The organism is Pelosinus sp. sgz500959, from assembly GCF_042610375.1.
Classification (GTDB): domain Bacteria; phylum Bacillota; class Negativicutes; order DSM-13327; family DSM-13327; genus CTSoil-075.
In genome coordinates, this window is the sequence record NZ_JBGJZL010000001.1 from 430,165 (window position 1) to 454,601 (window position 24,437).

The 24,437-nt window shown below is 38.1% G+C and carries 19 protein-coding genes; 8 read left to right on the forward strand and 11 right to left on the reverse strand.

Annotated elements, in window-relative coordinates:
• Positions 1-75: 75 nt before the first annotated feature.
• The 3 genes from ACAN52_RS01900 (at position 76) to ACAN52_RS01910 (ending at position 2,440) form a co-directional block, all read left to right on the forward strand.
• Complete coding sequence (locus ACAN52_RS01900; protein ID WP_378951366.1) at positions 76-1,500, forward strand: ammonium transporter; 1,425 nt, start codon at positions 76-78, stop codon at positions 1,498-1,500.
• Positions 1,501-1,525: 25 nt separating this feature from the next.
• On the forward strand, positions 1,526-1,894 hold the full coding sequence (locus tag ACAN52_RS01905; protein ID WP_378951369.1) for a P-II family nitrogen regulator: 369 nt from the start codon (positions 1,526-1,528) through the stop codon (positions 1,892-1,894).
• A 291-nt stretch (positions 1,895-2,185) separates the two neighbouring features.
• Positions 2,186-2,440 (forward strand): hypothetical protein, encoded by a 255-nt coding sequence (locus ACAN52_RS01910; RefSeq protein ID WP_378951816.1) that lies wholly within the window; start codon positions 2,186-2,188, stop codon positions 2,438-2,440.
• A 235-nt stretch (positions 2,441-2,675) separates the two neighbouring features.
• Here the strand turns inward: ACAN52_RS01910 and ACAN52_RS01915 are convergent, their stop codons facing one another.
• The 5 genes from ACAN52_RS01915 to ACAN52_RS01935 form a co-directional block, all read right to left on the reverse strand.
• The gene (locus ACAN52_RS01915; RefSeq protein WP_378951372.1) at positions 2,676-3,278 is read right to left on the reverse strand and encodes a nitroreductase family protein; all 603 of its coding nucleotides are present in this window, start codon (positions 3,276-3,278) and stop codon (positions 2,676-2,678) included.
• Between the two features lie 31 nt (positions 3,279-3,309).
• Positions 3,310-4,008, reverse strand: coding sequence for a pirin family protein (locus tag ACAN52_RS01920; protein WP_378951375.1), 699 nt, complete (start codon positions 4,006-4,008; stop codon positions 3,310-3,312).
• Between the two features lie 75 nt (positions 4,009-4,083).
• On the reverse strand, positions 4,084-4,710 hold the full coding sequence (locus ACAN52_RS01925) for a nitroreductase family protein (RefSeq protein ID WP_378951378.1): 627 nt from the start codon (positions 4,708-4,710) through the stop codon (positions 4,084-4,086).
• A 273-nt stretch (positions 4,711-4,983) separates the two neighbouring features.
• Complete coding sequence (locus tag ACAN52_RS01930; protein WP_378951381.1) at positions 4,984-7,140, reverse strand: DNA topoisomerase; 2,157 nt, start codon at positions 7,138-7,140, stop codon at positions 4,984-4,986.
• A gap of 2 nt (positions 7,141-7,142) precedes the next feature.
• Positions 7,143-7,352, reverse strand: a complete 210-nt coding sequence (locus ACAN52_RS01935; RefSeq protein WP_378951384.1) for a hypothetical protein — start codon at positions 7,350-7,352, stop codon at positions 7,143-7,145.
• Positions 7,353-7,625: 273 nt separating this feature from the next.
• Here ACAN52_RS01935 and ACAN52_RS01940 point away from each other — a divergent pair, with 273 nt between their 5' ends.
• Together ACAN52_RS01940 and nfsA are read left to right on the forward strand one after the other, a co-directional pair.
• The gene (locus tag ACAN52_RS01940) at positions 7,626-7,766 is read left to right on the forward strand and encodes a hypothetical protein (RefSeq protein WP_378951387.1); all 141 of its coding nucleotides are present in this window, start codon (positions 7,626-7,628) and stop codon (positions 7,764-7,766) included.
• A gap of 13 nt (positions 7,767-7,779) precedes the next feature.
• The gene (gene nfsA, locus ACAN52_RS01945) at positions 7,780-8,517 is read left to right on the forward strand and encodes an oxygen-insensitive NADPH nitroreductase (protein WP_378951390.1); all 738 of its coding nucleotides are present in this window, start codon (positions 7,780-7,782) and stop codon (positions 8,515-8,517) included.
• 38 nt (positions 8,518-8,555) lie between these two features.
• Here nfsA and pgaD read toward each other — a convergent pair whose 3' ends face one another.
• Genes pgaD through ACAN52_RS01965 form a run of 4 tightly spaced genes read right to left on the reverse strand, consistent with a single transcriptional unit; the run spans position 8,556 to position 17,395 of the window.
• Positions 8,556-11,294, reverse strand: a complete 2,739-nt coding sequence (pgaD, locus tag ACAN52_RS01950) for a poly-beta-1,6-N-acetyl-D-glucosamine biosynthesis protein PgaD (RefSeq protein ID WP_378951393.1) — start codon at positions 11,292-11,294, stop codon at positions 8,556-8,558.
• A gap of 40 nt (positions 11,295-11,334) precedes the next feature.
• The gene (gene pgaC / locus ACAN52_RS01955) at positions 11,335-12,567 is read right to left on the reverse strand and encodes a poly-beta-1,6-N-acetyl-D-glucosamine synthase (protein ID WP_378951395.1); all 1,233 of its coding nucleotides are present in this window, start codon (positions 12,565-12,567) and stop codon (positions 11,335-11,337) included.
• A 37-nt stretch (positions 12,568-12,604) separates the two neighbouring features.
• Positions 12,605-14,488 carry a poly-beta-1,6-N-acetyl-D-glucosamine N-deacetylase PgaB gene (pgaB, locus tag ACAN52_RS01960; protein ID WP_378951398.1) on the reverse strand — a complete coding sequence of 628 codons (1,884 nt, stop codon included), beginning with the start codon at positions 14,486-14,488 and terminating at the stop codon, positions 12,605-12,607.
• A gap of 12 nt (positions 14,489-14,500) precedes the next feature.
• Entirely contained in the window at positions 14,501-17,395 is a 2,895-nt protein-coding gene (locus ACAN52_RS01965; protein WP_378951401.1) for a tetratricopeptide repeat protein, read from the reverse strand.
• A 283-nt stretch (positions 17,396-17,678) separates the two neighbouring features.
• Here ACAN52_RS01965 and ACAN52_RS01970 point away from each other — a divergent pair, with 283 nt between their 5' ends.
• The 3 genes from ACAN52_RS01970 (at position 17,679) to ACAN52_RS01980 (ending at position 20,554) form a co-directional block, all read left to right on the forward strand.
• The gene (locus ACAN52_RS01970) at positions 17,679-18,233 is read left to right on the forward strand and encodes a hypothetical protein (protein WP_378951404.1); all 555 of its coding nucleotides are present in this window, start codon (positions 17,679-17,681) and stop codon (positions 18,231-18,233) included.
• A gap of 196 nt (positions 18,234-18,429) precedes the next feature.
• Positions 18,430-19,647, forward strand: coding sequence for a tyrosine--tRNA ligase (tyrS, locus tag ACAN52_RS01975; protein ID WP_378951407.1), 1,218 nt, complete (start codon positions 18,430-18,432; stop codon positions 19,645-19,647).
• A 40-nt stretch (positions 19,648-19,687) separates the two neighbouring features.
• Positions 19,688-20,554, forward strand: coding sequence for a fumarylacetoacetate hydrolase family protein (locus ACAN52_RS01980; RefSeq protein WP_378951410.1), 867 nt, complete (start codon positions 19,688-19,690; stop codon positions 20,552-20,554).
• A 166-nt stretch (positions 20,555-20,720) separates the two neighbouring features.
• Here the strand turns inward: ACAN52_RS01980 and dcuC are convergent, their stop codons facing one another.
• Together dcuC and ACAN52_RS01990 are read right to left on the reverse strand one after the other, a co-directional pair.
• Positions 20,721-21,992, reverse strand: coding sequence for a C4-dicarboxylate transporter DcuC (gene dcuC, locus ACAN52_RS01985; protein WP_378951412.1), 1,272 nt, complete (start codon positions 21,990-21,992; stop codon positions 20,721-20,723).
• A 19-nt stretch (positions 21,993-22,011) separates the two neighbouring features.
• On the reverse strand, positions 22,012-24,348 hold the full coding sequence (locus tag ACAN52_RS01990; protein ID WP_378951415.1) for a hydratase: 2,337 nt from the start codon (positions 24,346-24,348) through the stop codon (positions 22,012-22,014).
• Positions 24,349-24,437: the final 89 nt, after the last annotated feature.

A 24,437-nucleotide genomic window follows, 5' to 3' on the forward strand; every position in this document is an offset into this window, starting at 1 on the left:
TTATTTGCACAAAATATAAAGCCTTGGAATATTACCTTTTCCTAAAACTAAAAAACAATACGGGAGGAATTTAACATGAAAAAGCTATTTACCATTATGATTTCCTATGTTATGGTTATGATACTTAGTGCATCAACAGTCTTTGCCGAAGCAGTAGAAGCGGTAGAGCCTGCCAAAATTGACACGGGGGATACTACTTTTGTTCTAATCAGTGCTGCCCTTGTTATGATCATGACTCCAGGCCTTGCCTTATTTTACGGTGGTATGGTCAGAAGTAAGAATGTATTAAGTACAATTATGCAAAGTTTTTTTGTCATTGGTCTTATTTCAGTACAATGGGTTCTCTGGGGCTACTCTCTTTCTTTTGGCCCTGACATGAATAATATAATTGGTAGCCTTGCTTGGTTTGGCTTAAATGGTGTCGATCAAACAGTGAATGCTGATTATGCTGCAACAATCCCTCACTTAGCTTTCATGATATTTCAAGGAATGTTTGCCGTAATTGCCGTTGCACTCATTACTGGTTCTTTCGCTGAACGTATGAAATTCCCTGCTTTTGTTTTATTTACTCTTTTGTGGTCTACCTTTGTTTATGATCCTTTAGCTCACTGGGTATGGGGCGTAGATGGTTGGATGCGCAATATGGGTATTTTAGATTTTGCTGGTGGTACTGTCGTTCACATTTCTTCAGGTATTTCTGGTTTGATCGTTGCCCTTATGATCGGCAAGCGCAAAGGATACGGTAGTGAAATTATGCTGCCTCATCATTTGCCAATGACCATTATTGGAGCTTCCCTCTTATGGTTTGGTTGGTTCGGTTTCAATGCCGGCAGTGCATTATCTGCAAACGGTCTTGCTGCCAGTGCCTTTGTAGTGACCCACGTAGCAGCAGCTGCTGCAACAGTTTCCTGGGTAGTGGTTGAGTGGTTATCCCATGGTAAACCTACAATCTTAGGGGCTGCCAGCGGTTGCGTTGCAGGTCTTGTCGCCATCACTCCTGCTGCGGGTTTCGTTAGTACTATACCTGCTGTCCTTATCGGCTTATCTAGCGGTATCATCTGTTTCCTTTCTGTCAGCGTAGTCAAAAACAAACTGGGTTATGATGATTCTCTTGATGCTTTTGGAGTCCATGGCGTAGGTGGTACTTGGGGAGCGATTGCCACTGGTTTATTCGCTTCTAAAGCAGTCAATCCTGCAGGTGATAATGGGTTATTTTTCGGTAATCCTGACCTTGTTGTCAATCAATTAATTGGTGTTGGTACTACTTGGATTTTTGCGATTGTTATGACCTTTATCATTTTGAAACTTATCGGTCTATTTATGGAAATACGTGCTGATGAAACCGATGAAGAAGTGGGTCTGGATATTACTGAACACGGTGAACGGGGTTATATCTACCAAGATGTATCTGCTGGTTCTTCCCTATCCTTCGCTACAGCTTTACAGCCATCAGCAAAAGTAACAACTGCAAGCTGGGAAACAGCTCAACCTCGTCCCTAAATTTGATAAAAAGGGGTAATCATTTATGAAACAAATCACTAAAATTGATATTATCACTCGCCCTGGTAAATTAGAAGAATTGAAAGAAGCCTTAGCAACCATCGGCGTCACAGGAATGACTGTAAGCCAAGTATTTGGTTGCGGATTACAAAAAGGTCATACTGAAGTATACCGTGGCAAAGAATATACGATTAATCTGTTAGCTGGTATTAAAATTGAAATTGTAGTATGTGAAGTACCCGTTGCTACAGTGGTCGAAACAGTAAAAAAAGTATGTCGCACTGGAAAAATCGGCGATGGAAAGATTTTCATCTACCCAATCGAAAATGCTGTTAGAATTCGTACTGGAGAAGAAGGCGATATTGCCATCATCGATCCAAAAGAAACTCCGTGATAATAAAAAGTCAAATAACCTGACAGTTTATACTGTCAGGTTATTTTTCTTGTAAAAGTAATAAATATTCTACTTTTTTTATAACAATTATTGACGTAGTGGTACTACAACGGGTATAATGAGCCAACAAAAAGTTATATATGGAATCCATTAAAGAACTTCTAGCTTTATTGATAGTCTGCACGCCGCCATGGTCTTTGATCTCATCTCCGACGATTGCTTTTATCAATGTATAATGGATTCTATATGGCCAAAATATACACATCCATTTCATAAAGATAGGTGAATAACATGAATGAAGAATTACTACTTAACTTATTAGATAAACTAGCAGCTATCGACAATCGACTGCAACGTTTAGAAGAATCAACGACCACTGAACTACAAAAGCTGCATGCAACGGTCGAAATAATCTCTGCAGATCAACAAGAAGAAGTACTCCCGACTTTACATCGCATTGATGCTAAAATGACAGCAATATTAGAAGCGCAAAAACTGAATGTTGAAATTCTGAGAGTTTTTTCAGGCGATCTAGTACAACACTAGGTAAAGCAAAGACGGAGGGGCTATGTTTCATGTATGAAACATAGCCCCTCCGTCTTTTTAAGATTGGCCCCATAAAGTTCTTTCCATCCCATCATGACAATGACTCTGCCAGTGGCAATAAAATCTTCTTCAACAGGTTTTATTTCAACGCGAGTTGATTATAAACATGGATCGGATAAAACTGGAATATAGCTTAATGGAATAGGCTGATCATACGTCCAGCCTATTCCTTCAATTACTTGTATATTTTTACACGTTGTTCTAAAGCTTGGAACTCTTTAGGAGCAGCTTCGGCAACTGGCTTGCCAAAAGGCATCTGAGCAATCATCTTCCAGTGAGTTGGAATATTCCACTCTGTTTTGACCGCATCATCAATCACTGGATTGTAATGCTGCAAAGATACACCCAAGCCTTCTATTTCTAAGGCCGTCCAAATAGTAAACTGCAACATTCCTGATGATTGCTCTGACCAAATGGGAAAGTTGTCTTTATAAAGAGGAAAACGTTGCTGCAAACTTTCCACAACACTTTGATCTTCAAAATAAAGAACCGATCCATATCCACTGCGAAATGCACCGTTGATTTTATCTTCAGTAGCTTGGAATCCTTCTACAGGTATAATCTTTTTCAATTCCCCTTTAACAATATCCCATAACCGCTCATGTTGTGCACCGATAAGAACGACCACGCGAGCACTCTGGGAGTTAAATGCTGATGGTACGTGCTTCACTGCCTCGTTCACAATCTCTTGAATTCGCTCATCTGTGGTTATTTGCTCGTTACTAAGGGCATAATAGGTTCTTCTTGCTTTTACCGCATCAAAAAAAGTGTTTGTCATAATATATTCCTCCATTTTTTTATAGTAGTTGTTAGGCTTTTTTCATTTCTATGATCAATACATGGGTTGTTTCCAATGCTTTGATTCGAAGGGGCTCCCCTACACTTTCTAGAGCATCTTTTGCGTTTAATTCTACACCATTAATATCAGAACTTCCTTCAATCTGAACTACATAAGCTTGTCGATCCTTTTTAACATTAAAATCTCGTTCTAGCCCTTTATCCAGTTCTAAAGCGTAAAAGTTGGCATCTGCATTTAACCGAACTGGCGCTCCCCCCTCTTCTGATGAGACTAGGTGTAATAATTTGTTTTTTCTTAAATCCCACTCATATCTGTAATCTCCATACTGGGGATTTAATCCTTTTTGATTAGGTTTTATCCAAATTTGCAAGAAACGTGATGTCTGTAATCCTAAATTATGTTCACTATGAAAAACGCCTGTACCAGCACTCATATACTGGATGTGTCCACGAGAAATGGTATTCTTATTACCCATGCTATCGCCGTGGGTTAGTTCGCCATCGATGACATAAGATACAATTTCCATGTCACGGTGGGGGTGCATTTCAAAGCCAGTATGGGATTCCACTAAATCATCATTCACAACCCGTAAAACTCCAAAATCCATCCGCTCTGAGTTATGGTATTCAGCAAAGGAAAAGTGAAACAGGCTTTTTAACCAACCGTGATCTGCTCTTCCATGCTTAGCTGCTGGATATTTCTTTACCATATTATTTCCCTCCTTATCTTGATCAACGATAATCCTCGTTATACTAAATTACTAACGTATTAGTAAAAAATCTTATTATAAGCTGTTGTACGAAACATATTCTCCAATAGGTTTTCTGTATCCCCGCATTCTCCGTTTCCCAGGGTTTTCTTTCCCCATTGTTACCAGAAGGGCAATTTCATATCTCTCAGGAATGTTAAAAATTTGCCGCACTTCCTCTGGATTAAAACCAATCATCGGGCAAGTATCCCACCCTTTGTCTTTTGCGATAAGCATAAACATCATCGCTGAAAGAGAAGCATTTCTGACTGCCTCCATTCGTAGAAATTCATCTCCACCACTTTCATAGAGATTGTTTATTCCTTCAATCGTGCTATTGTACTCATAGTTGTCCATAATACCTAGGTTAAGCATACCCGAATAAATTTTTTCAGCATTTTTATATGCTAATTTGTCACCTAAGACGATTATGGCAGCAGAAGCACTGTGTATCTTATACTGTTTAAATGCAGCATCACGGAGTTTTTCCTTTTTTTCTTCATCCGTAATCACTAAGTAATGGGTATGTTGAAGATTAAAACATGACGGTGAAAGCTTTAATAAACCAAAAATATCAGCAAAGTCCTCTTCAGGAATTTTTAATCCTTTTTCAAAGTTATTTGCCGAACGTCTTTCCTCAATAATTTTTTTAAATTCTGACATAACATTTCCCCCTAATTTAAAGTCCAATTTTTTTTAATCCAATTAGGATTTTTTCATTTCAATAATCGTAGTCCCTTTATCAACCAATGGTTGTATTCTATAATCTTAGTCAATGTGAGGTCTAGAAAAGATACGGGTATTATCTATTTTTTTATTATCTAGGAACCTTTTAGTAACCATTTGACAAGAAACGAGCTGGATCAATGATCCAACTCGTTCCTTGTATTTACGATTATTTTTTTTAACATTTCTCTGCTTGTATTTGGTACAATTTCAATTATCAATAAACTCCATGCTCCAGTTGTAGCGACTTGTGTTTTCATCTTTTGTATAATGAAAATAGGCTGCAAAGGTTGTTCCTTTTTTACTTTTTAGCCCCCGAAAACCTACCCGACCATTTTGCAGTAATAACTTAACCATTTCTGGCGAAACTTGTTTACCAAAACCCGTAATGTATCGATCATCTTTCCATATGGCAAATTTACAGCCATTTTTCCAATTGCTACAACCAAAACTTTTAGCCGTTTCCACTACAGGACTATTGCATTCTGGACACTGGCCCAATATTTCCACATCACTGGACACAGTACCTTTCGCGCCGAAATTTGGATCTTTTTTTATGGCATTGACTGATTGATTGATAAACTCTACGATCATATTGATAAAATCGCTTTTTTGAAATTTCTTTTTTTCAATATCGGACAGTGTTTTTTCAAGTTTACCAGTATACTCTAAATCAAACAAATCTGGTACGGGAAAACTTTCCACTAGCATTTTGCCAAGTTCAGTGCAAACAAGGCTTTTTCCTTTGGCTCTGACATAGCCAACATCTTTTAATTTTTTTATTGTCTCAGCCCTAGTCGCCGGTGTGCCAATACTAAATCCACTCAGTATGGCGAGCATCATTTCCTCAGAATCTTCCTTTTCATAACTTTTCCCACAGGTCTCCATAACCCGTAACAAGGTTTTTTCGTTATGAGCTTTAGGGGCTTTACGCTTGATTTCTGTTACCTTTCCATTTTTGACTACCAGCGGTTCCTTTTCTGTAAGTCTTGGCAAATTTACTTCTTTGACAGTTACCTTCTCTATCTTTTTCCATCCTTCAGTAAGCTGAACTTTGCCTTTACTGATAAATATTCCTTTTAGGATTTCATCATCAATCTTAATGGTTAAAATAGTTTCCTCACTCTCAGCAACAGGCATAAATTGGGCTAGAAAACGATTTTTTATTTCATCATAGACAATCTTTTCATCATTAGTTAAATTTCCTGGTACCATATATGTGGGAATGATCGCAGAATGGCTTTCAACCTTTTTACTATCAAATATCCTTTTAGCCGTGTGAAATATGATTTCACTCGCAAAGGGATTACCCTGCTTATGAGCATTTAATACTTTTTCAGTTTTCTCGATTAAACTTTCATCTAGAACTTGGCTAGCCGTACGTGGATAAGTAATGGCTTTTTTTTCATATAAAGATTGCGCTGTCTTTAATACTTTATCCGATGTCCAGTCTTTATATTTACTGGTAACAGTCCCCTGTAGGTTAGACAAGTTAAATAAAAATGGTGGATATTCTTTTTTCTTTTCCACTGTCTTAGACATAACCACAGCATTTTTGCCCTTTATTTTGCCATTTATAACATCGAGATACTCTTGCTGCTCAAACTTTTCATTATCATCTTCATAATAGGTACCTTCGAACGTAATCTTTTGGCGTGTATTAAATTCTGCGATCAGTTTATAATATCTAGATTCTTGGAAGCTTTCGATTTCCTTATCACGATCATAAATAATCTTCAATGTTGGCAATAAAACCCGACCAATATTTAAAACTTTTATTTTTTCGTCACCACGATATTTTACAGTTGCTACTGAGGTAAGATTAATGCCAATTAGCCAATCGGCCAATTGACGTCCTAGTCCCGCATCCTGCAGCGATTGCATCTTACTATTAGGTTTTAAATTCTGTAGTCCCCTTTTGACTTCGTCAATTGTCCACTCATTTAGCAGTAATCGTTCAACTGGCTTTTTGGTTTTCAGGTAAATTGTTATTTCGTCGAAAATTACCTGCCCTTCACGATCGTCATCTGTCGCAGCAATGATGCCTTCAATATCTGATCTTGCAATCAAAGAATTGATAATATCAATTTGCTTTTGCGCTCCACTATCTACTTGCTGTTTATTCATCCCAGAGGTTTTGACTTTATATTTAAATTCCTGGGGAATATAAGGGAAATTTTCTAATCTCCAGCCTTTTAAGGATGGATCATAATCTTTTACATCGTATAATTGCAAGAGATGTCCGAAAGCCCAAGTGATTACGTAGTCATTTCCTTCAATAAAACCATCTTTTCTAATTTTTGCATTGATTGCATCAGCAATATTTCTTGCTACAGATGGTTTTTCTGCAATAATCAATTTTTTCATTTTTATTCAATAACAAAAAATTTGTTATCTCCTTTATTAAGTATTTTCATTGGTACTGTATTTCGATTAGACATACTCATAATGATTTTATCTTTATCATTTATTATTTCATGCAACGCATAAATACGAATATCTTTGCGAACCATAGATCCTGGCAGACATTTTGCACTTTCATCTGCCATACTCGGTTTTTTAGCAATAAATAATCTCATCTAATCTTCTGGTTATCTATTTTTCGATTTAATCGTTGTAAGATCCTATGTGATTCATCCGGCATTTAGCATAGCATAAATCATAGGGGCAAGCAACTTAGATAAAAACTTGAAAAATAATCCTACTAACCAAAAGCTAAGTAACTTTTTTCCACCATTAATAAAGGATTTCTATCAACTAAAATCGAAAATAAACCCTATGAAACAAGCTTTCTTAGCGCAAGTAATTATGGCTTATGCGCTGTACTCATTAATAACGAAGGAGGAATAAATATGGATTTAATGGCCCTTGTACTTGAAAAGAAGAAAAAAGCAATGGAAAATAATAAGGCTTTTCAAAAAGCTACCAATGTAAAAGGCACTAATGCTGCAAATCACAAAATGCCTATGCGAAAAGCTGGTCGCGGAAAATAGTCAGGAGGCTTATATGGACAGTGTTTTAGAACTATTAAAAAGCCATACCTCGGTTCGAAACTTCACTGAAAAACAAATTGACGATCAATTGCTCAATCAAATTATACAGTCTAGTCAATATGCCTCTACCTCTAGTCATATCCAAGCCTATACCATTATACGTGTCAAAGACCAGGCAAAAAAACAAACATTAGCGGCTTTAGTTGGCGACCAAAAATATGTAGTAGAATGTCCTGTTTTTCTAGTCTTTTGTGCTGATTTAAACAGACTTGAAAAAGCTTGCAACATGAACAATGTAGAAATCGAAAAAGGCTATACTGAAACTTTTATTCTTGCTACTGTGGACACGGCTTTAGTGGCGCAAAATATCATGATTGGAGCAGAATCGGTTGGACTCGGCGGAGTTTATATCGGAGGAATTCGAAACAATCCCCAAGAGGTTTGCCAATTACTTCAGATCCCCCATCATGTATATCCTGTCTTTGGTATGTGCCTTGGCTATCCAAAAAAAATCAACGGCACAAAACCTAGACTCCCTCTATCTCTGGTACTTAAGGAAGAATCCTATAACACTGATGGAGATGAGGAACGATTGAGAGAGTACGATACTCTCATTAGCAATTACTATAAAAAACGAACCAATAACGTTCGCAGCACAACTTGGACAGAAGGCGTTTCAACACTGCTGGCAGGAAAACAGCGCCCTCATATGCGGGAATTCTTAGACAGTAAAGGTTTTAGTATGAAATAACTGGCTAAAATAAGAACAGGACCACAACGGTCCTGTTCTTATTTTTTCTTTTTTTTACGAGAAGTAAACATCATTTTTCCTATGACAATAAAAGCCGAAATACCAAGAGCCAATAAAATTGGTCTTTGATACTGCTCAGCGAATCCTATCATTTTGTCAAAGAGTGTAGTAATCGGCACCATCCAAGAATAGCGAGAATCCTCTTCATGACTATCCAAAGGACGATTACTAAAAGAAGAGATCTGATTTTGTTCATTAACAATAAAAATATTTCCTGCCAATTCATCATAAGTTCTGGAATTCTGGAGATTTCTAATGGCATTAGGTAAGGACTGGAGCTGCATATTTGCAGAAACGCTAATGAGAGGTATACCATGATAATCGCCGATTTGCCCCAAGATGGTATTCCCAACAGCTTGATAGCGATAAGCAACGGTTCCGCCATCCTCTCTATATAAAGTATAGTCCTTACTCCGTTGTAAAGGAAGAGCTTGCTGCATTTCCTCAGGAATATCTTGAGCCAGACCTAACATCATCAGATAATCAGGAGTCATTTTACTGGAAAATTGGCTCACACTGTTGACGCTTGGATAAGCAAATACTCCTGATGGCAATTGCTTATCCATGAGAAGAACCATTTCTCCTAGTGAGCGCACCAAATCGGGTGACGATTGATCACTGAGTAAAATAAGTCCTTTTTTATTAAATAACATACCAACATTTGACCAACTAAAATGATTGGTTGAAAACTTGTCAATTCCAGAAACATAACTTGATTGAAGAATTTGGACAGATTGTACCATGCCTTTCACTTTACAATACCCATGGTCATCTGGATATTCAAATACAACACTCAAAGTATTATGTGCTTTGAAATCCTGGGAACTCGGTAAGATAATATCTTGATTGAGCACTCCAGAAGAATCCAATAATTCACTATGAATTAATTTACGGTTCAAAAATACGTCTAGACGTACTTGTTTTCCTACAATATTACTTGGACCATATCGTCCTTCCAAGTGAAACTTCATTTTTTTGGGGATGGCTGAAAGCATCCCAGGATAAATTTCAAAATCGACAGGTACAGATAAGATCCCTTCTTGCGCGACACGATTCCCAAAATGTAACCTTTCCTGAGGAGTTGCCAGTCCCTGAGTTTGGCTTTGATGACTCACATAAATATTAGAACTCGGCACAGCTTCCATGACCGCGAGTTGAGCCAACTGCTTAGTCATCCCTTGTAAGTTTTCATCATCTTCAGCTGCCATGACTAAGGTATCAGGAAAAGGTAAATGTAATCCTTGTGTAAAACTACCAAGTGCGCCAGGCAAGTGATTGATTAGCCCAATCCATATCCGTGGAAGAGTTAAATATTTGTTTCGCTCATTCGCAAATATCAACTTTACGGGTACATGAGGATATTGTTTTTGTAATATACCATAGGCCCAGGCTCCATTGGCCATCTCACTCAACGTTGGATTATCAGGAATAATAATCACTAAACCATTTCCTAAGGTATTAAAAAACTCTGGTATTGTTTTCGGAGCTGGTGGTGTAAATTGCATGGTTAATGCCGATGACTGACGCACAGTATAGAAGAGATAACCCCTTTGATAATCTGCGCAAAGATCATTTGTTGCAAATACATTGGCTACAATTCCTACTTGTGCCTGACCTTTATTAACAATATCATTAGGCAAAGGGAGTTGTACATTTGGTTTAACACGCAACTGACTTGCAGAAAAAGTAGCAATCTGTTGGTCATTCATATAAAAAGTAAAATTGCTCAAATCATTGACATTTCTACCTGGTTCAATAATCAAATTAACCATACTGCCTGCAAGAGGAGTTATTTTCGGTACAGGAAAGGGCAAAGTTAGATTGGTTTTTGCACCTGTTACAACAAGATCTTGATCATAACCAAGAACAGACATGGATGTGGAAAAAGTCGCTGCTAAACCTTGACTTGGAAACGATAACAACAAGAAAAGCAGAGCATATACACAAACTTTTTTCATATCATAGTTGCTATTTTTTTCAAAATTAATAAATCCTGGTCCAACAACAACATGAGCAAATTTAACAGATTGGGCTTCTTGAACAGTCGCAAGAGGAACATCAAAAAATACTGCTAAATCAGTGGTTGATACAAGAGGGCGCGCCCCACGACGATTCAATCGACCATAACGCCAATAATTCCATCGAGACCAAGACAGTAAAATTAAAAATACAAAAATCCCAAAATAAATAGAGGATTCAATCATGATCAGAGTTCCTTCAATTGTCGCTAAGGAAAATGCATTTCCTTCCATTAAATTATATCCTTGCCACCATAGAATTGTAGTCATAAACGGTTGTATCAGATTTAAAAAAAATGCCCATGCAGAAATTGAAAATATGGATTCAAGACCACGAATGAATGCATTCTGCAGCCGTGGTCTATCAATCACCATGACTTCCTTCTTCCGTCCGCTAGCCCTTTCATCTTGAGCTTTTCGAATTTCCTTCACTGCATGTTTCCGCTCTGCCAGCCAAAAGTTGCATTTCTTCACTAATCGAAGGGTTAAACTAATCATAATGATGCCAAATAACAACAATATACATACAGCAAGCAAGGTACTTCCATTACTAATGAAAGGCTGAGATAATATAGGAAATAATAATATACTCAAAATCCCAATCAGTACAATTACGCAACGAAAGAACCTTTTTCTGCAGATCATCGACCTATTTTTTCTGCGATTTTTTCGCAATTGGGTCACAGGTATATATGCCATATTTCTCCCCCCTTTTTGTGTTACCTAGATTATTTTCTATTTATAGCCCTCGATCTGGACTACTCCAAACAGCCAGTTTACCCATTTTACGAAATAGAGCTTTCGGTGTGGCAACGACAGTCGCTAAAGCTGTCAATAACCAATAAAATAGAGGGTACCAAATTACCCAAAAGTGATACCAAATAATATTTTTTTCATAACGGTTATCAATATATAGAGCAATCATCGATTGAACCAAGCATAAAGCGACGAGGATTGTCCCCTTCCAATCGGGTAAAAGCTCTACTGTAGGCAAAGAATGAGGAATTATAAAATGAATGATCCACAACAATCCAAATACTACATAAGCATAGGACCAAAATACTGACACCACATATTCAATATAAATCGGCCATAAACGCCGTTGTTTCCAACTAAACCAAATATCAACGTGACGACGAATGACTTCTCCGCCTCCCTGTGACCATCTCAAACGTTGTTTCCACAAACCACCAATGGTTTCCGGTACTAATATCCAGCATAAGGCATTGGGTTCATACCGAATATCCCAGAAACCCTTCTCTAGTTTCCACGTCACATTAATATCATCCGTAATCATATCGATATCCCATAATCCAACATCAAGTAAAGCACGTTTGCGAAAAGCAGCGATCACTCCGGATACAGTTAATATTTTTCCTAATAACCGTTGAGTTCGTTTAATCATACCAATAATCGATGAATATTCTCCAACTTGAATCTTAGCGAGTAATGTTGTCCGGTTACGCACTCGAGGATTACCAGTGACGGCTCCTACACGAGGACCTGTCACAAAATGTCCCACCATCCAGCGCATAGCATCAGGCTCGACATAAGCATCAGCATCAATTGCAAAAATTATTTCGCCCAGACATGCTAAAAATCCATAGCGCAGCGCACTAGGCTTACCCATATTTTGTTTCATAATTAAAACTCGAACTTTTGGATGCTCCCTTGCTAATTTTTGCAAAATAAGGGGTGTTCGATCTTTGCTGCCATCATCAACAACGATAACTTCGAAGTTAGGATAATCGGATTCCAACACACCAAGTATTGTACTTTCAATGGCATCTTGCTCATTATGAGCAGGGATAATAACGGAAACCATTGGATAAGATGACAATATAGGTATAGATCGTTTGCGACCTGCCTCATGACGAAAATAAAAATAAAGAGCACCAATAATCCACACGATACTCATGGCTAAGGGATAATAGAAAACAAAATCTGCAATAAATTGAATGATGCTACTCATGTCTTGTCACCTCGTTTCACGAAAAGCGTAAACTGCTCTAGAAGAATAAGGGTTTCTCTTGTACCGAATAAATATTTAATGGATAATAAGCAAGGTTAAAAGCACCTTTACTTTTTAATATAGCCACCTGTTTCGACAATACCAAAGAAGAAATCCATTTTTGTTTATCCCAATTATAACTTTGTAATTTAAAAATTGTTTTGTCAGCCGCCCCAGATTTACTCATCGTAAACTGAGTCAATTGGGCGAGCCACTGATTTGAATCAGGAACTTTTTCCATAAAAGGATAGGCCATAATCACTGTATAATCATAAAGTTTTAGATATTCTTCATAATCCTGAGCCATCCATTCTTTGGATTCAGGAGTAACAATTACATTAGGATAAATATTACGAGCGACCTTAGCCCGCGGACGATATTGGTATACCTCTTCCATTAACTCCATTGTGATATCATTTAACACTTTGCTCTTCATATTTGTCCATTCTTGCATAATCTCTTTATTTTTTAATAGTTCTGTTGTTAACTCTTGATGAAATTGTTCTTGAAATGTTTTTTTTGCTGCAGGTGACAAATCTTCAAAATCATTTAGATAAAGATCATCTTGAAATAAGATTCCATCAATCGTACTATAAACCGCTAAATCCCTGAACAGTTTTTTTAATTCTTCCCGCACTCTCAAACTAAAAGGTGTTGCACGAGTATACCAACCTTCTTTCAAAGGATCAGAAGCTTGTACTCTATCTTCTGAATGACCTTTTAACAGCCATTGGCAAGCCAACGTAGGGACCCAAGCATATACCTTCATCCCCTTGTCTTGCAATCTCTGTACAACATGACTAAAGACGTCTTGTTTGACAGGGGCAACAGTGGTGTAAAAGTATACGCTTTCAATATTTCCTGTCCCTTTATCATCGGCAAAGGCTTGCAGGAAAACAGTATTAACACCTGAACTTTCCAAGAATTCAATAGCCATATCAATATTATTCTCGAATTGTATGGGAGATGCATCATATATCAAATCAATATCCAGTTGGCCAACTTTCAAGGGAGCCGGCTTAGCTGATTTTCTGGATAATAACTGCAAAAATTCTTTTTCTCCTGGATTATCATAAATAATCTCTCGATTGACACCTAACCCTTGGTGCATTGCAGTATTGATATCATCATCAAGAGTAAAAAGCAGTTCCATGCCAGCCCTTTGAGCAATTTCAGCACCGACCTTAGTATATGCACCAAAGGGCCATACATAAAATTTAACACGATGACCAAGATTTTGTTCAAATACACGTTGATTTAAATCCATATCAATCATCATGCGTTTTTGATAGTTCTCTCTCGTCTCATACCCATCCTTACTATAGACTAAACTAGCTGCTTCCTGACCCCAATTAGTAAAAGAGTTATTCACAACAAATTTATGCATGTTATGAGAATGTGAGGCAATTGTTACTAGTCCTGATGATTCCATTTCCCTTACCTGATCCCAATTCACTAGGGAGCCAACAGATGGCGCTGCTCCAAATTGCTGCCAAGAAGTAACTAAAGCAAACATGGCAGGATAGTTAAACTCCTTTAATAAAGGAAATACATCCTTATAAAATGAGATGTATCCATCATCAAATGTTAACATAACTGCTTTTGCGGGCAGAGATACTTTGCCTTGTTTCGCCTCTAAATACTGCTGAGCAGAAATGGGCTGAAAACCCATTTTTTTCAATAAATTAAAATGAAGCATTAAATTTTCTTTCGTTACTGTATACTGATTTATTCCTTTTTCCCCATTTGTTGTTTTCCCCACATCATGGTAACACAATACAATGACATCCTGTATTGCAGTTCCAGCAGCGTAGGCAGGAGATAGCATCATAAAAAGCACAGCAATTATCATCAAACACAAGCACTTATACCCTGCAAACATTAACCATCCCTCCTACCATGTTATTGTATATAACGCATCAAATTGTCGGTGTTCAAAATGAAACCCGCCCTTACCCAATGCATTCTCAGTCTTGAGTCCATATTCAGCTCCAATCATTAAACTGTGATTCTCTGAAAAATCGTGATGATATTCTAATCTTGCATAAGGATTAAAAGCCAAACGATCAGGATAATCTCGATCCCAATTGGCAACGATCTGCCCTTGCCAATATCCCTTTTCCGCATTTCGCTTGAGGGTCCAGCCCGCACCAAGACTTTCTCTAAGAGCAGGACTTTCATAGACTAAATCCTGCATCCCAAACCAAGTCCTATTCCAGTATAAATTACGAGTTAAGGTATCATCTCCCCTGATATATAGGGTGTAATTATGATCTAGAGAATATCCGCTGCTTTGATTACCATCATTATAGAGAGAACGATTGATTCCAATCTCTATATTCTCTCTCTTGCTTAAATTTTTAGTTAAAGTCATACCATAATTATTGAAAAAAACAGGACCACTAGCTTGGCTTAAAGCCTGTACATCACTAACTAAGGAGCGCCCTACTTCCAGCTTAATACTTAATTCACCAGGTAAACTCTGTTCAGAACTTAAAGTAAAGGTACCAAAAGAATTTCCAAAATCATTCATATCGTAACGCAGTTCAGTTTTTTGATACAAATCATTGTAACGGACAGCAAGCATTTTGTTCTTTACTACTTGATGTTCATTTGTACTAAAATCATCAAAGCGAGTACTTCCCATACCTGTCATTATCGAGTAATTCTCCTTAACATACTGCTTAGCCGTTACATCCCAACTCCTCGTTTGGGTCTGCTTATAGCTCGTATTAGAGCTAAAAAATTGATCCACTTGCCCTTTCTTCTGTTCATCATATTGGTTAGCCACGGCAGCGACAGCCTTACTGCGTCCATAGTTTTTTTCTAATGTTTCTAATAGTATTTTGGCTTTTTTATAGTCATCTAAAGCCAGAGCCATCCTCACCATGCCCGTTAAACCGATTACTTGAAAATCAGGAGTACGAGAGACGGATTCATATTGTGTATAAGCCGATTGATACAGAGAATTTTTAGCTAACATATCAGCATATTGCCGTCGATACAAAGTATTACTCGGAAAGAGATTACTAATTAATTCAAATAAGGACTTACCAATCACATATTTTTCTGTCGCCAATAATAAGGTGGCATCCTGAACTGCGATCATCGCCTGATCCGGCTGTTTCATCATGAGTTGATGATAAACCTCCAGTCCCTGAATTAATCTACCCTCTAACATAAGATTGAAAGCCAAGTTCCTCTGATCAGTTAGATCATCAGGCATTATGGCTATCATTTGTTGATATAATGCAATGGCTTTGGGAAATTGCTTCAATTGTATATATGATTCAGCCACAGTTCCCAAGGCAAATAATGGTGCTTTAGCATAGTCAGGCCAAAGGCGCTTAGCTTCTGCTGTAACCAACTTATAGTTACCCATTGTTTTCAAAGCAAGGATATAATCACCCTGCATGGAATTACTTGCAGTTTTATCATTGATATAAGGAATAAGCAAAGAAATTGCTCGCGTTGGCTGATTAAGTCTAATATATTCACTGGCTAAATCAGCTTTGATTTGACGAATACCCATTTCATTCTTGGGAACCCGTGGAATAAACCGAAGAGCCTGTTCAAGATTCCAAGCAGCTTCCATAGAAACTGTTAAGGACGCTCGACTCAAATATACTTCAGCATCTTTAGGATCAAGACTAAGAAGCTCTTCATAAATAACTTGAGCTGTCGATTCTTCCCCAAGACGCATTAAAAATTCAGCTTCCCTCAATTTAGTTTTCCGATTACTTTGATCTGGTAAAGAACGTAAAACAATAAGAGCTTTATGATAATCACCACTATTATCATAAGCATCAACCATGTTTTGCTGTACATAATCAGGTATTTGGCTATTCGGCAATTGTTCATACAGTTTTATTGCCGCTTCCTCATTACCAGACCAATGCAGTACTGTGATATAGTCGAAGGTTATGCTTTCATCAGTAAGCTCAGTTTCATGTAACCAACGTAATATCGATAGGGATTCAGAAAATTGTTGCGCCCTAGCCAACTCAATCGCCTTCTCGTGACGCTGGCGACGTTGCTCGCTTTCTGGGATATTTTGAACTTTAGCTAATTTTTTATATTGAGTTTGGACGATTCCTTCCATGTTATATATGGCCAAAGTATCAGCATAACGTTGTCGATACTCTATTTTTTCAGGGCACAGCGTCAGTATATTTTCAAACAACGAACGACCACCAAGGATATTTCCTTGGGATAACAATGCGATAGCATCCTCCACAAAAATCCCTGCCATATCAGGATGATTCCGTAGTAATTGATTATAGACTCCTAGGCCTTCAAAAGTTTGTCCGCTGTAAACCAAGGTATAGGCTAAATTAGCTTTTACATCCTGATCCTGGGGTTGTGTCTCTGCTAGCGTTCGGAAAATAGTCAATGCTTCTGTACTCTTTCCTAAACGAAGGTAGCTCTCAGCTAACATCTTTTGCATAGAAACTGGCATTTTTGCTCGTTGAGGCCAAATGCGATTTCCTTCTTCTATGACAACGTCATATGTACCACTTTTAAAAATAGCCTCCATATAAGTTTCTTGTACAGAATCAACACCAATTTTATCCTTCATATATGGTTGAAGTAAAACAATGGCTTGTTCAGGAAGCCCCTTGTTAATCAGTGCCGCGGCCTTAGTAACAATAGAATCTATCGAGACCTTTCCATTGTTTGCAATCGCTACCTTTTCTTCTATTGGCGGTGGCGTCGCTGCATCAACAGAATGAGTATTACTCATTAGTATTGTTGAGAATAAAGACCATACTATTTTATTTTTCTTCATGACCTCACCTCAATACAATTCGTTTTAAAATAAACATGTTTTTATCTATTCGTTTCAAATATAAAAATACCTTTTTTTTACATAAAAGTAATTTAATTGGTCTTGTTTGCAAATTTACAAAATTTGTTTTTTTATAGAGTAAGAAATTAATTTTTTTCAAAAAAAGAGGTATTTGTTTGTAAATGAATAATTTACAAACTATATACGTTGAATTAAATCTTATAAATAACGCTAATTCTCTTATGCCTGGCATATTATATTTTTTTATAAAGGAGTCCTACTCATGCAGTCGCCAACCCCACCAACAAAGCCCATACCACCTACGCCACCTAGTATGAAAACGTCTTCTGGAGTTCATTCGACTGATACACAAACTCCAACAACCGTAAATTCCCAAACTCTCTCGCCATCTAAAGGAGAGCAGTCTCCACCCGCCTCAAATGTAAGTTCCCAGACCAATAACACCATCCCACCCATGACTACTTCTGGAACTTCCAATAGTACATCAAAAGAGACGACTTCCGAAACAGCTATTCCCCCTACAACTCAATTGCCTAAGGCGACCTCTTCATCTTCTGGTTTCACGTTCTTTTTTGCCTTTATCTTTTTAATGACACTGACTTTAATTGCTGTCCACTGGTGGAAAAACAATAATCAAAAACAAAAAACTTCTGTTGATTATTCTACAGAAAGCAGTGATGATATTGTAAATCTCATTCTCTCACAAAATAGTCATGAGTCAACACCACAAATGTTACCAAGAATAGCGAGCAAAAAAAATGTTGTAAAAACAGAGTCAACAACCAAACCAAAAGGTGGTTTTGAAGTTCGAATTTAATTGTATAAATCGCATCTCTTCCATTAAAAGAAGATGGTTTGGGTAACATTGACAACAGCAGTCGTTCCTGCTATATTACAATTAGGATTTATCGATTCAATTGTAGTAAAAGTACCTAGGAGTTCTATCCGTCCTTACTAAGGACGTTTTTTTTTACCGGATGCCAGATCCGAGATATAAGGAGGTTTTCCAATCAATGTCTGTACTTGATATCTTAAAAGAACGTGGTTTTATTCAACAACTAACCCATGAAGATGAAATTGCTGAGCTTTTGGCAAAAGAAAAAATTACTTTTTATATCGGTTTCGATCCTACTGCTGATAGCCTGCATGTAGGACATTTTCTAGGAATGATGGTTATGGCGCATATGCAGCAAGCAGGTCATCGTCCTGTTTGCCTTATCGGTGGCGGTACAACAATGGTCGGTGATCCTTCCGGCAAGACCGACATGAGAAAAATGATGACCCAAGAGGATATCGTTTATAATGGAGAACGCTTTAAAAAGCAAATGCAACGTTTCATTGATTTTTCCGATGGAAAAGCATTAATGGTAAATAATGCAGACTGGCTCCTTGAACTCAATTATATTGATTTCTTACGGGAAATTGGCATGCACTTCTCTGTCAATCGGATGCTCACTGCAGAATGTTTTAAACAACGTCTTGATAAAGGTTTATCCTTCTTAGAATTTAACTATATGCTCATGCAGGCCTATGACTTCTTAGCACTTAATCGCCAGTGCGACTGCATCATGCAAATGGGTGGCGATGATCAATGGTCTAATATCCTTGCCGGCGCAGACCTGATCCGTCGCAAAGAAAGTAAACTAGCTTATGGTCTAACCTTCACTCTACTCACAACCAGCGATGGACGAAAAATGGGTAAGACAGTGGCTGGAGCCCTCTGGCTTGATGCCGAAAAAACTTCACCTTATGATTTCTATCAATATTGGCGCAATATTGATGATGCAGACGTAGAAAAATGTCTTGCTCTTCTCACCTTTATGCCCATGGATGAAGTCCGTCGCTTAGGTGCTCTCCAAGATAAAGAAATTAACATTGCCAAGAAAACTCTCGCCTTTGAAGTAACGAAGCTGATTCACGGACAAGAGGAAGCTGAAAAGGCCCAGCAAGCAGCTGAAGCACTATTTAGCGGTGCTGGCGCTCTCGATAATGCTCCCACAGTAACCATTACACCTGATCTTTTAGGTTCAAAAATAATTGACATCCTAGCAACCACAGCTATTGTCTCTTCGAAAAGTGAAGGTCGAAGACTTATTCAACAAGGCGGACTTCATCTTGGCGATAGTAAGGTCACTGACCTCGATTTCGTATTAACTGCCGACTTATTTGAAAACGATAGCCTACTGATCCGTAAAGGTAAGAAAAATTTTCATCGTCTTGTTATAAAGTAATGATAAGGAATCCCTATTGATGCAAATATAGAGGAGGTCAATGATGAAATTTGTTAATTTTAAGGTAGAAGAACAAATTCGCCTAGGAATTAAAACAGAGCAAGGTATCATCGATGTTGCACAAGCTGCTACTGACTATTCCCTTGAAATTCCAGTAACAATCGAACAAGTCATTGCTGGTGGAAAACAAAGTCTAGTCCAGTTAGGTGAATTAGCCGAGAAAGCTGTACAAACCATTCCGGAAGACAATGTTATCCATGCACCATGTGTTACCAAACCCGAAAAAATAATTTGCATTGGTTTAAACTACGTTAGTCATGGAGAAGAATGTAATTTAAATCTTCCTACTTCGCCACTTTTATTTAGTAAGTTCAACAATGCTCTCGCTGCCCATAAGCAAAAGATTGTTCTACCTAAGACAGCAGAAAAATTTGATTATGAAGCAGAACTCGTCATTGTAATTGGCAAAGAGGCTATAAATGTTTCTAAAGAAGATGCCCTCTCTTATGTCTTTGGCTATACAGTTGGCAACGACCTTTCAGCCAGAGATTTGCAATTCCGCACGAGCCAGTGGTTACTTGGCAAGACTTGTGATCACTTCGCCCCTATTGGTCCTTATCTAGTCACTTCAGATGAAGTTGATCCCACGAATCTAGAAATTAAATGCACAGTAAACGGCCTAGTTCGCCAAGATGCCAATACCCGTGACATGATTTTTGATTGCGCCACACTGGTCAGCTATTTATCTCATCATCTGACCTTAAAACCTGGAGACATCATTTTTTCTGGCACACCAAGTGGCGTAACATTAGGTTATCCAGAAGATCAACAACAATGGTTAAAATCTGGAGATACAGTTGTTGTCTCCATTGAAAAAGTCGGTGTTTTAGTAAACACCTTACAGTAATTTTACAACTGCTTTTAAATAAAAAAAGATAAGGATTGCTCAAAAGCTGAAACCGCCTTTGACAATCCTTATCTTTTTAGTTTATCTACAATTCATTACAAATGGATAAATTGACTATTCATCTTATTTCCATACTACTTTCTGAGTTTGTTATATCTAAATTATTTTATCGGTATAATAATAATACCAATACAGCGATACAGGCCAAAATCATACCTGGGGCATTACGTTTGGCAACTTCTATTGGTGAAATACCAGCTAAGGTGGCGCAAATAATCAACCCACCAGCAACAGGTGACATGGTACGGCCAAGAGCGGCAGCAATCGCTGCCATGCTCCCCATATCAAGAGGAGACAAACCAAACTTGACGGCTTCAGGAGTGACTGCCTTATTAAAGGCAACTGCTGCTGCATCACCTGAACCACTCATGACTCCCAGCAGAAATGGTCCCGCCGCTGAACTCACTTTCGCAATGGATGGATTGGAAATCATAGCATTAATTAGTGCTTGGATCAAGCCAACTGACTTTAGTCCACTTACAAAAACCAAGGCACAAATAATAATCCCAAATACATGGCCAAAGGAATCTCCTACACCATGCCAAAATTCTTTGGAGATCTTGGCTGGGTTGACCCGCGTTACGAGGAAGGCGCAAAATACACCAATAATCATAGCGTGAGAAATCGCCAACTGCTTAAAAGCTGGAACCACATTCATACTTCCTAAAACAAGAAGAACAATTGGAAGAAGAGGAATCATCGCACGTATTAAACTAACCTTAAAAGCACCAGTTGTATCTTCTACAATTTGTTCAGGTGCTAATTCATAGCCTTTATTCTCCTTCCTAAAGTAAGCCACTACTAATAAACTAAAAGCACCAATGACTCCAGCAGTAAGTAATGCGGTAAAATGATTGGCCACAACAGCCACTGGTGTAGATTTTGCCACATCAACAACAATTGCGACTTGTGCATAGCCTGGATTGAAAATGGCACCGTATGTTCCAGCATAAATTGATGCTGCAGCAATCGCAGGATGAACACCAGCTGCCATGAGAAGAGGAATCAGAATAGATCCGACGGCTGCGGAACAGCCTGCTGAGCTAGTAATCGAAGTATTGATAAATAAGGTGACTAGAGTTGTCGCTGGAATCAGTAAAGGACCAGCTTTTTTCAAGGGCTTAATGAGTAAATTAATCAAATGTTTATCACATTCTGTGAGTTTCATTACCATGGCAAAACCCATAACGGAGATAATCGCTTCAAATAGTTTATTTTCTTGCATCGCATGGGAAAAGGCTTTTAAAGGTCCCATAAGGTCACCACCCAAAAGGGCTAATACAACACCTGAACAAAATAAAACCATCCGTGTCTCATATTGTTTAACTAAACAATATACTGTAAGAGCAACAATAACGCCACCAAGTAAAAGCAACATATGAAAAACCTCCCCCCTTTTATTTTGCGTAGTAATTAATCAAACACCCTGCTAAAATAATGTCTCGATCATCCTTGGATAAATTTTCAAGTTTTAATTCAATCGCAACTCTGCCTGCAGAGTTCACAATATATGCCTGTACTTTTTCATCACCTTGCTGCACAGACTGGCGGATACCTGGAATATAGAGTAAATCATCAATTCCAAATTTAGATAGATCTGCTTCAGTAATGGTGAAAGGAACCATTCCCCAGTTGATCAGATTACTGCGATAACGCTTAGTCGCATATTCAACGGCAACATTTGCATCTGTGCCTAAAACTTTTTGACAGGATGCTGCTTGTTCACGAGCCGAACCATCACCAGGTTTAATAGCAACGACAACACTTCCTAGTCCAGTTTCCTTAACAAATTGCCATAGCTGTTCAGGCGTTTTTTGTTGATCAGCTAAAACTGGGGCAAAGACATGGTCGATCTCTGTTATCGGCTCATCTACAGCCACAAGTTCTTGCCGTTTCAATTCAATGTTTTGAATAGCTTTTGCTCGCCCTACATAAGCAGGATCTTTACGTGATAGAGTAAATTCTGCAAGTTTCATTGGATTAGAACGGAATGATGAGGTTTCACCAGAAGGTATTAACTCATCCGTTGTCGTCACTGGATCATGAATGACGGTAGCGACTTTCAGCAATAAATTTTCTGGCAATGATCGCATCTTAGGCCATGGAATGATATTCGGACCAAACACCAGCTCTTCTTCAGCATGAGGATTACCAAATCCCTGGTAAATTCGATTGTCATAGACTTGTCGATTAAAATGATATTCTGGTATTGATTTGCAATTCTCAACTTCTGTAGCAGGCGTCAATAGGCCACCATTTAGAGCCGTAGCAGCGATTGACCTAGCATCCATTAATGCCACTGAAGCCAATTGGCCATGATCGGGTTTTGACCCTTCACGATTCATAAAATTGCGTGTCGTATGACGAATACTTAAAGCATTATTAGCTGGAACATCACCAGCACCAAAACAAGGTCCGCAGAAAGCAGTTCTTATGGTCGCACCCGCAATGGTTAAATTTTCAATAGCCCGATTATTCATCAGTTCTAAAAATACAGGTTGACTGGATGGATACACACTTAGGGAAAAATCTCCAAGAGATTTTTGTCCAATAATTTGAGACACTGCCACAATATTTTCAAAAGTGCCACCAGCGCAGCCAGCAACAACAGCTTGGTCGACTTTAAGCCGCCCATTAACGAGCTTATCCATCAGCTGAAATGTAATTCCAGGATTATCAATTTGCTGCCGGCCTTCAATTTCGACCTGGCGTAAAATATCAGCCGCATTTTGATTTAGTTCAGAAATAGTCCACGCATTACTAGGGTGAAAAGGTAAAGCAATCATTGGTTCAACACGACTTAAGTCCACTTTAATAAGACCATCATAATAGCTGACTTCTTTAGGATCTAATTGATGATAAGCCTCAGGGCGGCCATGGATCGCATAATAATCTTGCACTTGTTCATCCGTGCGCCAAATTGAAGATAGACAAGTGGTCTCAGTCGTCATGACATCAATCCCATTTCGGAAATCTACAGTAAGATGATTGATACCAGGCCCAACAAACTCCATCACTTTATTTTTAACAAATCCATTTTTAAATACAGCTTTAATGATTGCCAAAGCAACATCTTGAGGACCAACACCTAGGACAGGACGTCCCTCTAGATATACACCAATCACTTCAGGATAGGCAATATCATAAGTACGTTTTAATAATTGCTTAGCAATTTCTCCGCCACCTTCACCAATCGCCATTGTGCCTAATGCACCATAACGTGTATGGCTATCAGAACCAAGAATCATATTGCCACACTTAGCCATCATCTCTCTCATATATTGATGAATAACCGCCTGATGTGTCGGAACAAAAATTCCTCCATACTTTTGCGCTGCTGAAAAACCAAAAACATGATCATCTTCATTGATCGTCCCACCAACGGCACACAGACTATTATGACAATTTGTTAAAACGTATGGTACAGGAAATTCCTTTAATCCACTTGCACAAGCAGTCTGGATAATACCAACATAAGTAATGTCATGAGAAGCTAAGGCATCAAAACGTAACTTCAAATCTTTTTTGTTATCTGTCGTATTATGTTTAGTCAAAATTTGATGAGCAATTGTGCCAGTACGAGCTTGCTCCTGCTCAATGTTCTCGCTTACTAGCGGCGGTAACCCCTCAGAAGCTAACCGTTGATTAACTTTTTCTACACCCAATTTGTCAGCATCTTCTACAAGGATCTGTCCTTGTAGAAGATAAACTCCCTTACCTAATAACTCAACCATACAAATCACACTTCTTTCTACTTTTTTGAGGTAACTTATATAAAAATATGAACTTTCATATATTTATTAGGGTAATATCATTATTTTTG

Bases quoted from the DNA above. Each gene is read 5' to 3' on its own strand.
- ACAN52_RS01900 (WP_378951366.1), top strand. From the start codon at position 76: ATGAAAAAGCTATTTACCATTATGATTTCCTATGTTATGGTTATGATA.
- ACAN52_RS01905 (WP_378951369.1), top strand. From the start codon at position 1,526: ATGAAACAAATCACTAAAATTGATATTATCACTCGCCCTGGTAAATTA.
- ACAN52_RS01910 (WP_378951816.1), top strand. From the start codon at position 2,186: ATGAATGAAGAATTACTACTTAACTTATTAGATAAACTAGCAGCTATC.
- ACAN52_RS01915 (WP_378951372.1), bottom strand. From the start codon at position 3,278: ATGACAAACACTTTTTTTGATGCGGTAAAAGCAAGAAGAACCTATTAT.
- ACAN52_RS01920 (WP_378951375.1), bottom strand. From the start codon at position 4,008: ATGGTAAAGAAATATCCAGCAGCTAAGCATGGAAGAGCAGATCACGGT.
- ACAN52_RS01925 (WP_378951378.1), bottom strand. From the start codon at position 4,710: ATGTCAGAATTTAAAAAAATTATTGAGGAAAGACGTTCGGCAAATAAC.
- ACAN52_RS01930 (WP_378951381.1), bottom strand. From the start codon at position 7,140: ATGAAAAAATTGATTATTGCAGAAAAACCATCTGTAGCAAGAAATATT.
- ACAN52_RS01935 (WP_378951384.1), bottom strand. From the start codon at position 7,352: ATGAGATTATTTATTGCTAAAAAACCGAGTATGGCAGATGAAAGTGCA.
- ACAN52_RS01940 (WP_378951387.1), top strand. From the start codon at position 7,626: ATGGATTTAATGGCCCTTGTACTTGAAAAGAAGAAAAAAGCAATGGAA.
- nfsA (WP_378951390.1), top strand. From the start codon at position 7,780: ATGGACAGTGTTTTAGAACTATTAAAAAGCCATACCTCGGTTCGAAAC.
- pgaD (WP_378951393.1), bottom strand. From the start codon at position 11,294: ATGGCATATATACCTGTGACCCAATTGCGAAAAAATCGCAGAAAAAAT.
- pgaC (WP_378951395.1), bottom strand. From the start codon at position 12,567: ATGAGTAGCATCATTCAATTTATTGCAGATTTTGTTTTCTATTATCCC.
- pgaB (WP_378951398.1), bottom strand. From the start codon at position 14,488: ATGTTTGCAGGGTATAAGTGCTTGTGTTTGATGATAATTGCTGTGCTT.
- ACAN52_RS01965 (WP_378951401.1), bottom strand. From the start codon at position 17,395: ATGAAGAAAAATAAAATAGTATGGTCTTTATTCTCAACAATACTAATG.
- ACAN52_RS01970 (WP_378951404.1), top strand. From the start codon at position 17,679: ATGCAGTCGCCAACCCCACCAACAAAGCCCATACCACCTACGCCACCT.
- tyrS (WP_378951407.1), top strand. From the start codon at position 18,430: ATGTCTGTACTTGATATCTTAAAAGAACGTGGTTTTATTCAACAACTA.
- ACAN52_RS01980 (WP_378951410.1), top strand. From the start codon at position 19,688: ATGATGAAATTTGTTAATTTTAAGGTAGAAGAACAAATTCGCCTAGGA.
- dcuC (WP_378951412.1), bottom strand. From the start codon at position 21,992: ATGTTGCTTTTACTTGGTGGCGTTATTGTTGCTCTTACAGTATATTGT.
- ACAN52_RS01990 (WP_378951415.1), bottom strand. From the start codon at position 24,348: ATGGTTGAGTTATTAGGTAAGGGAGTTTATCTTCTACAAGGACAGATC.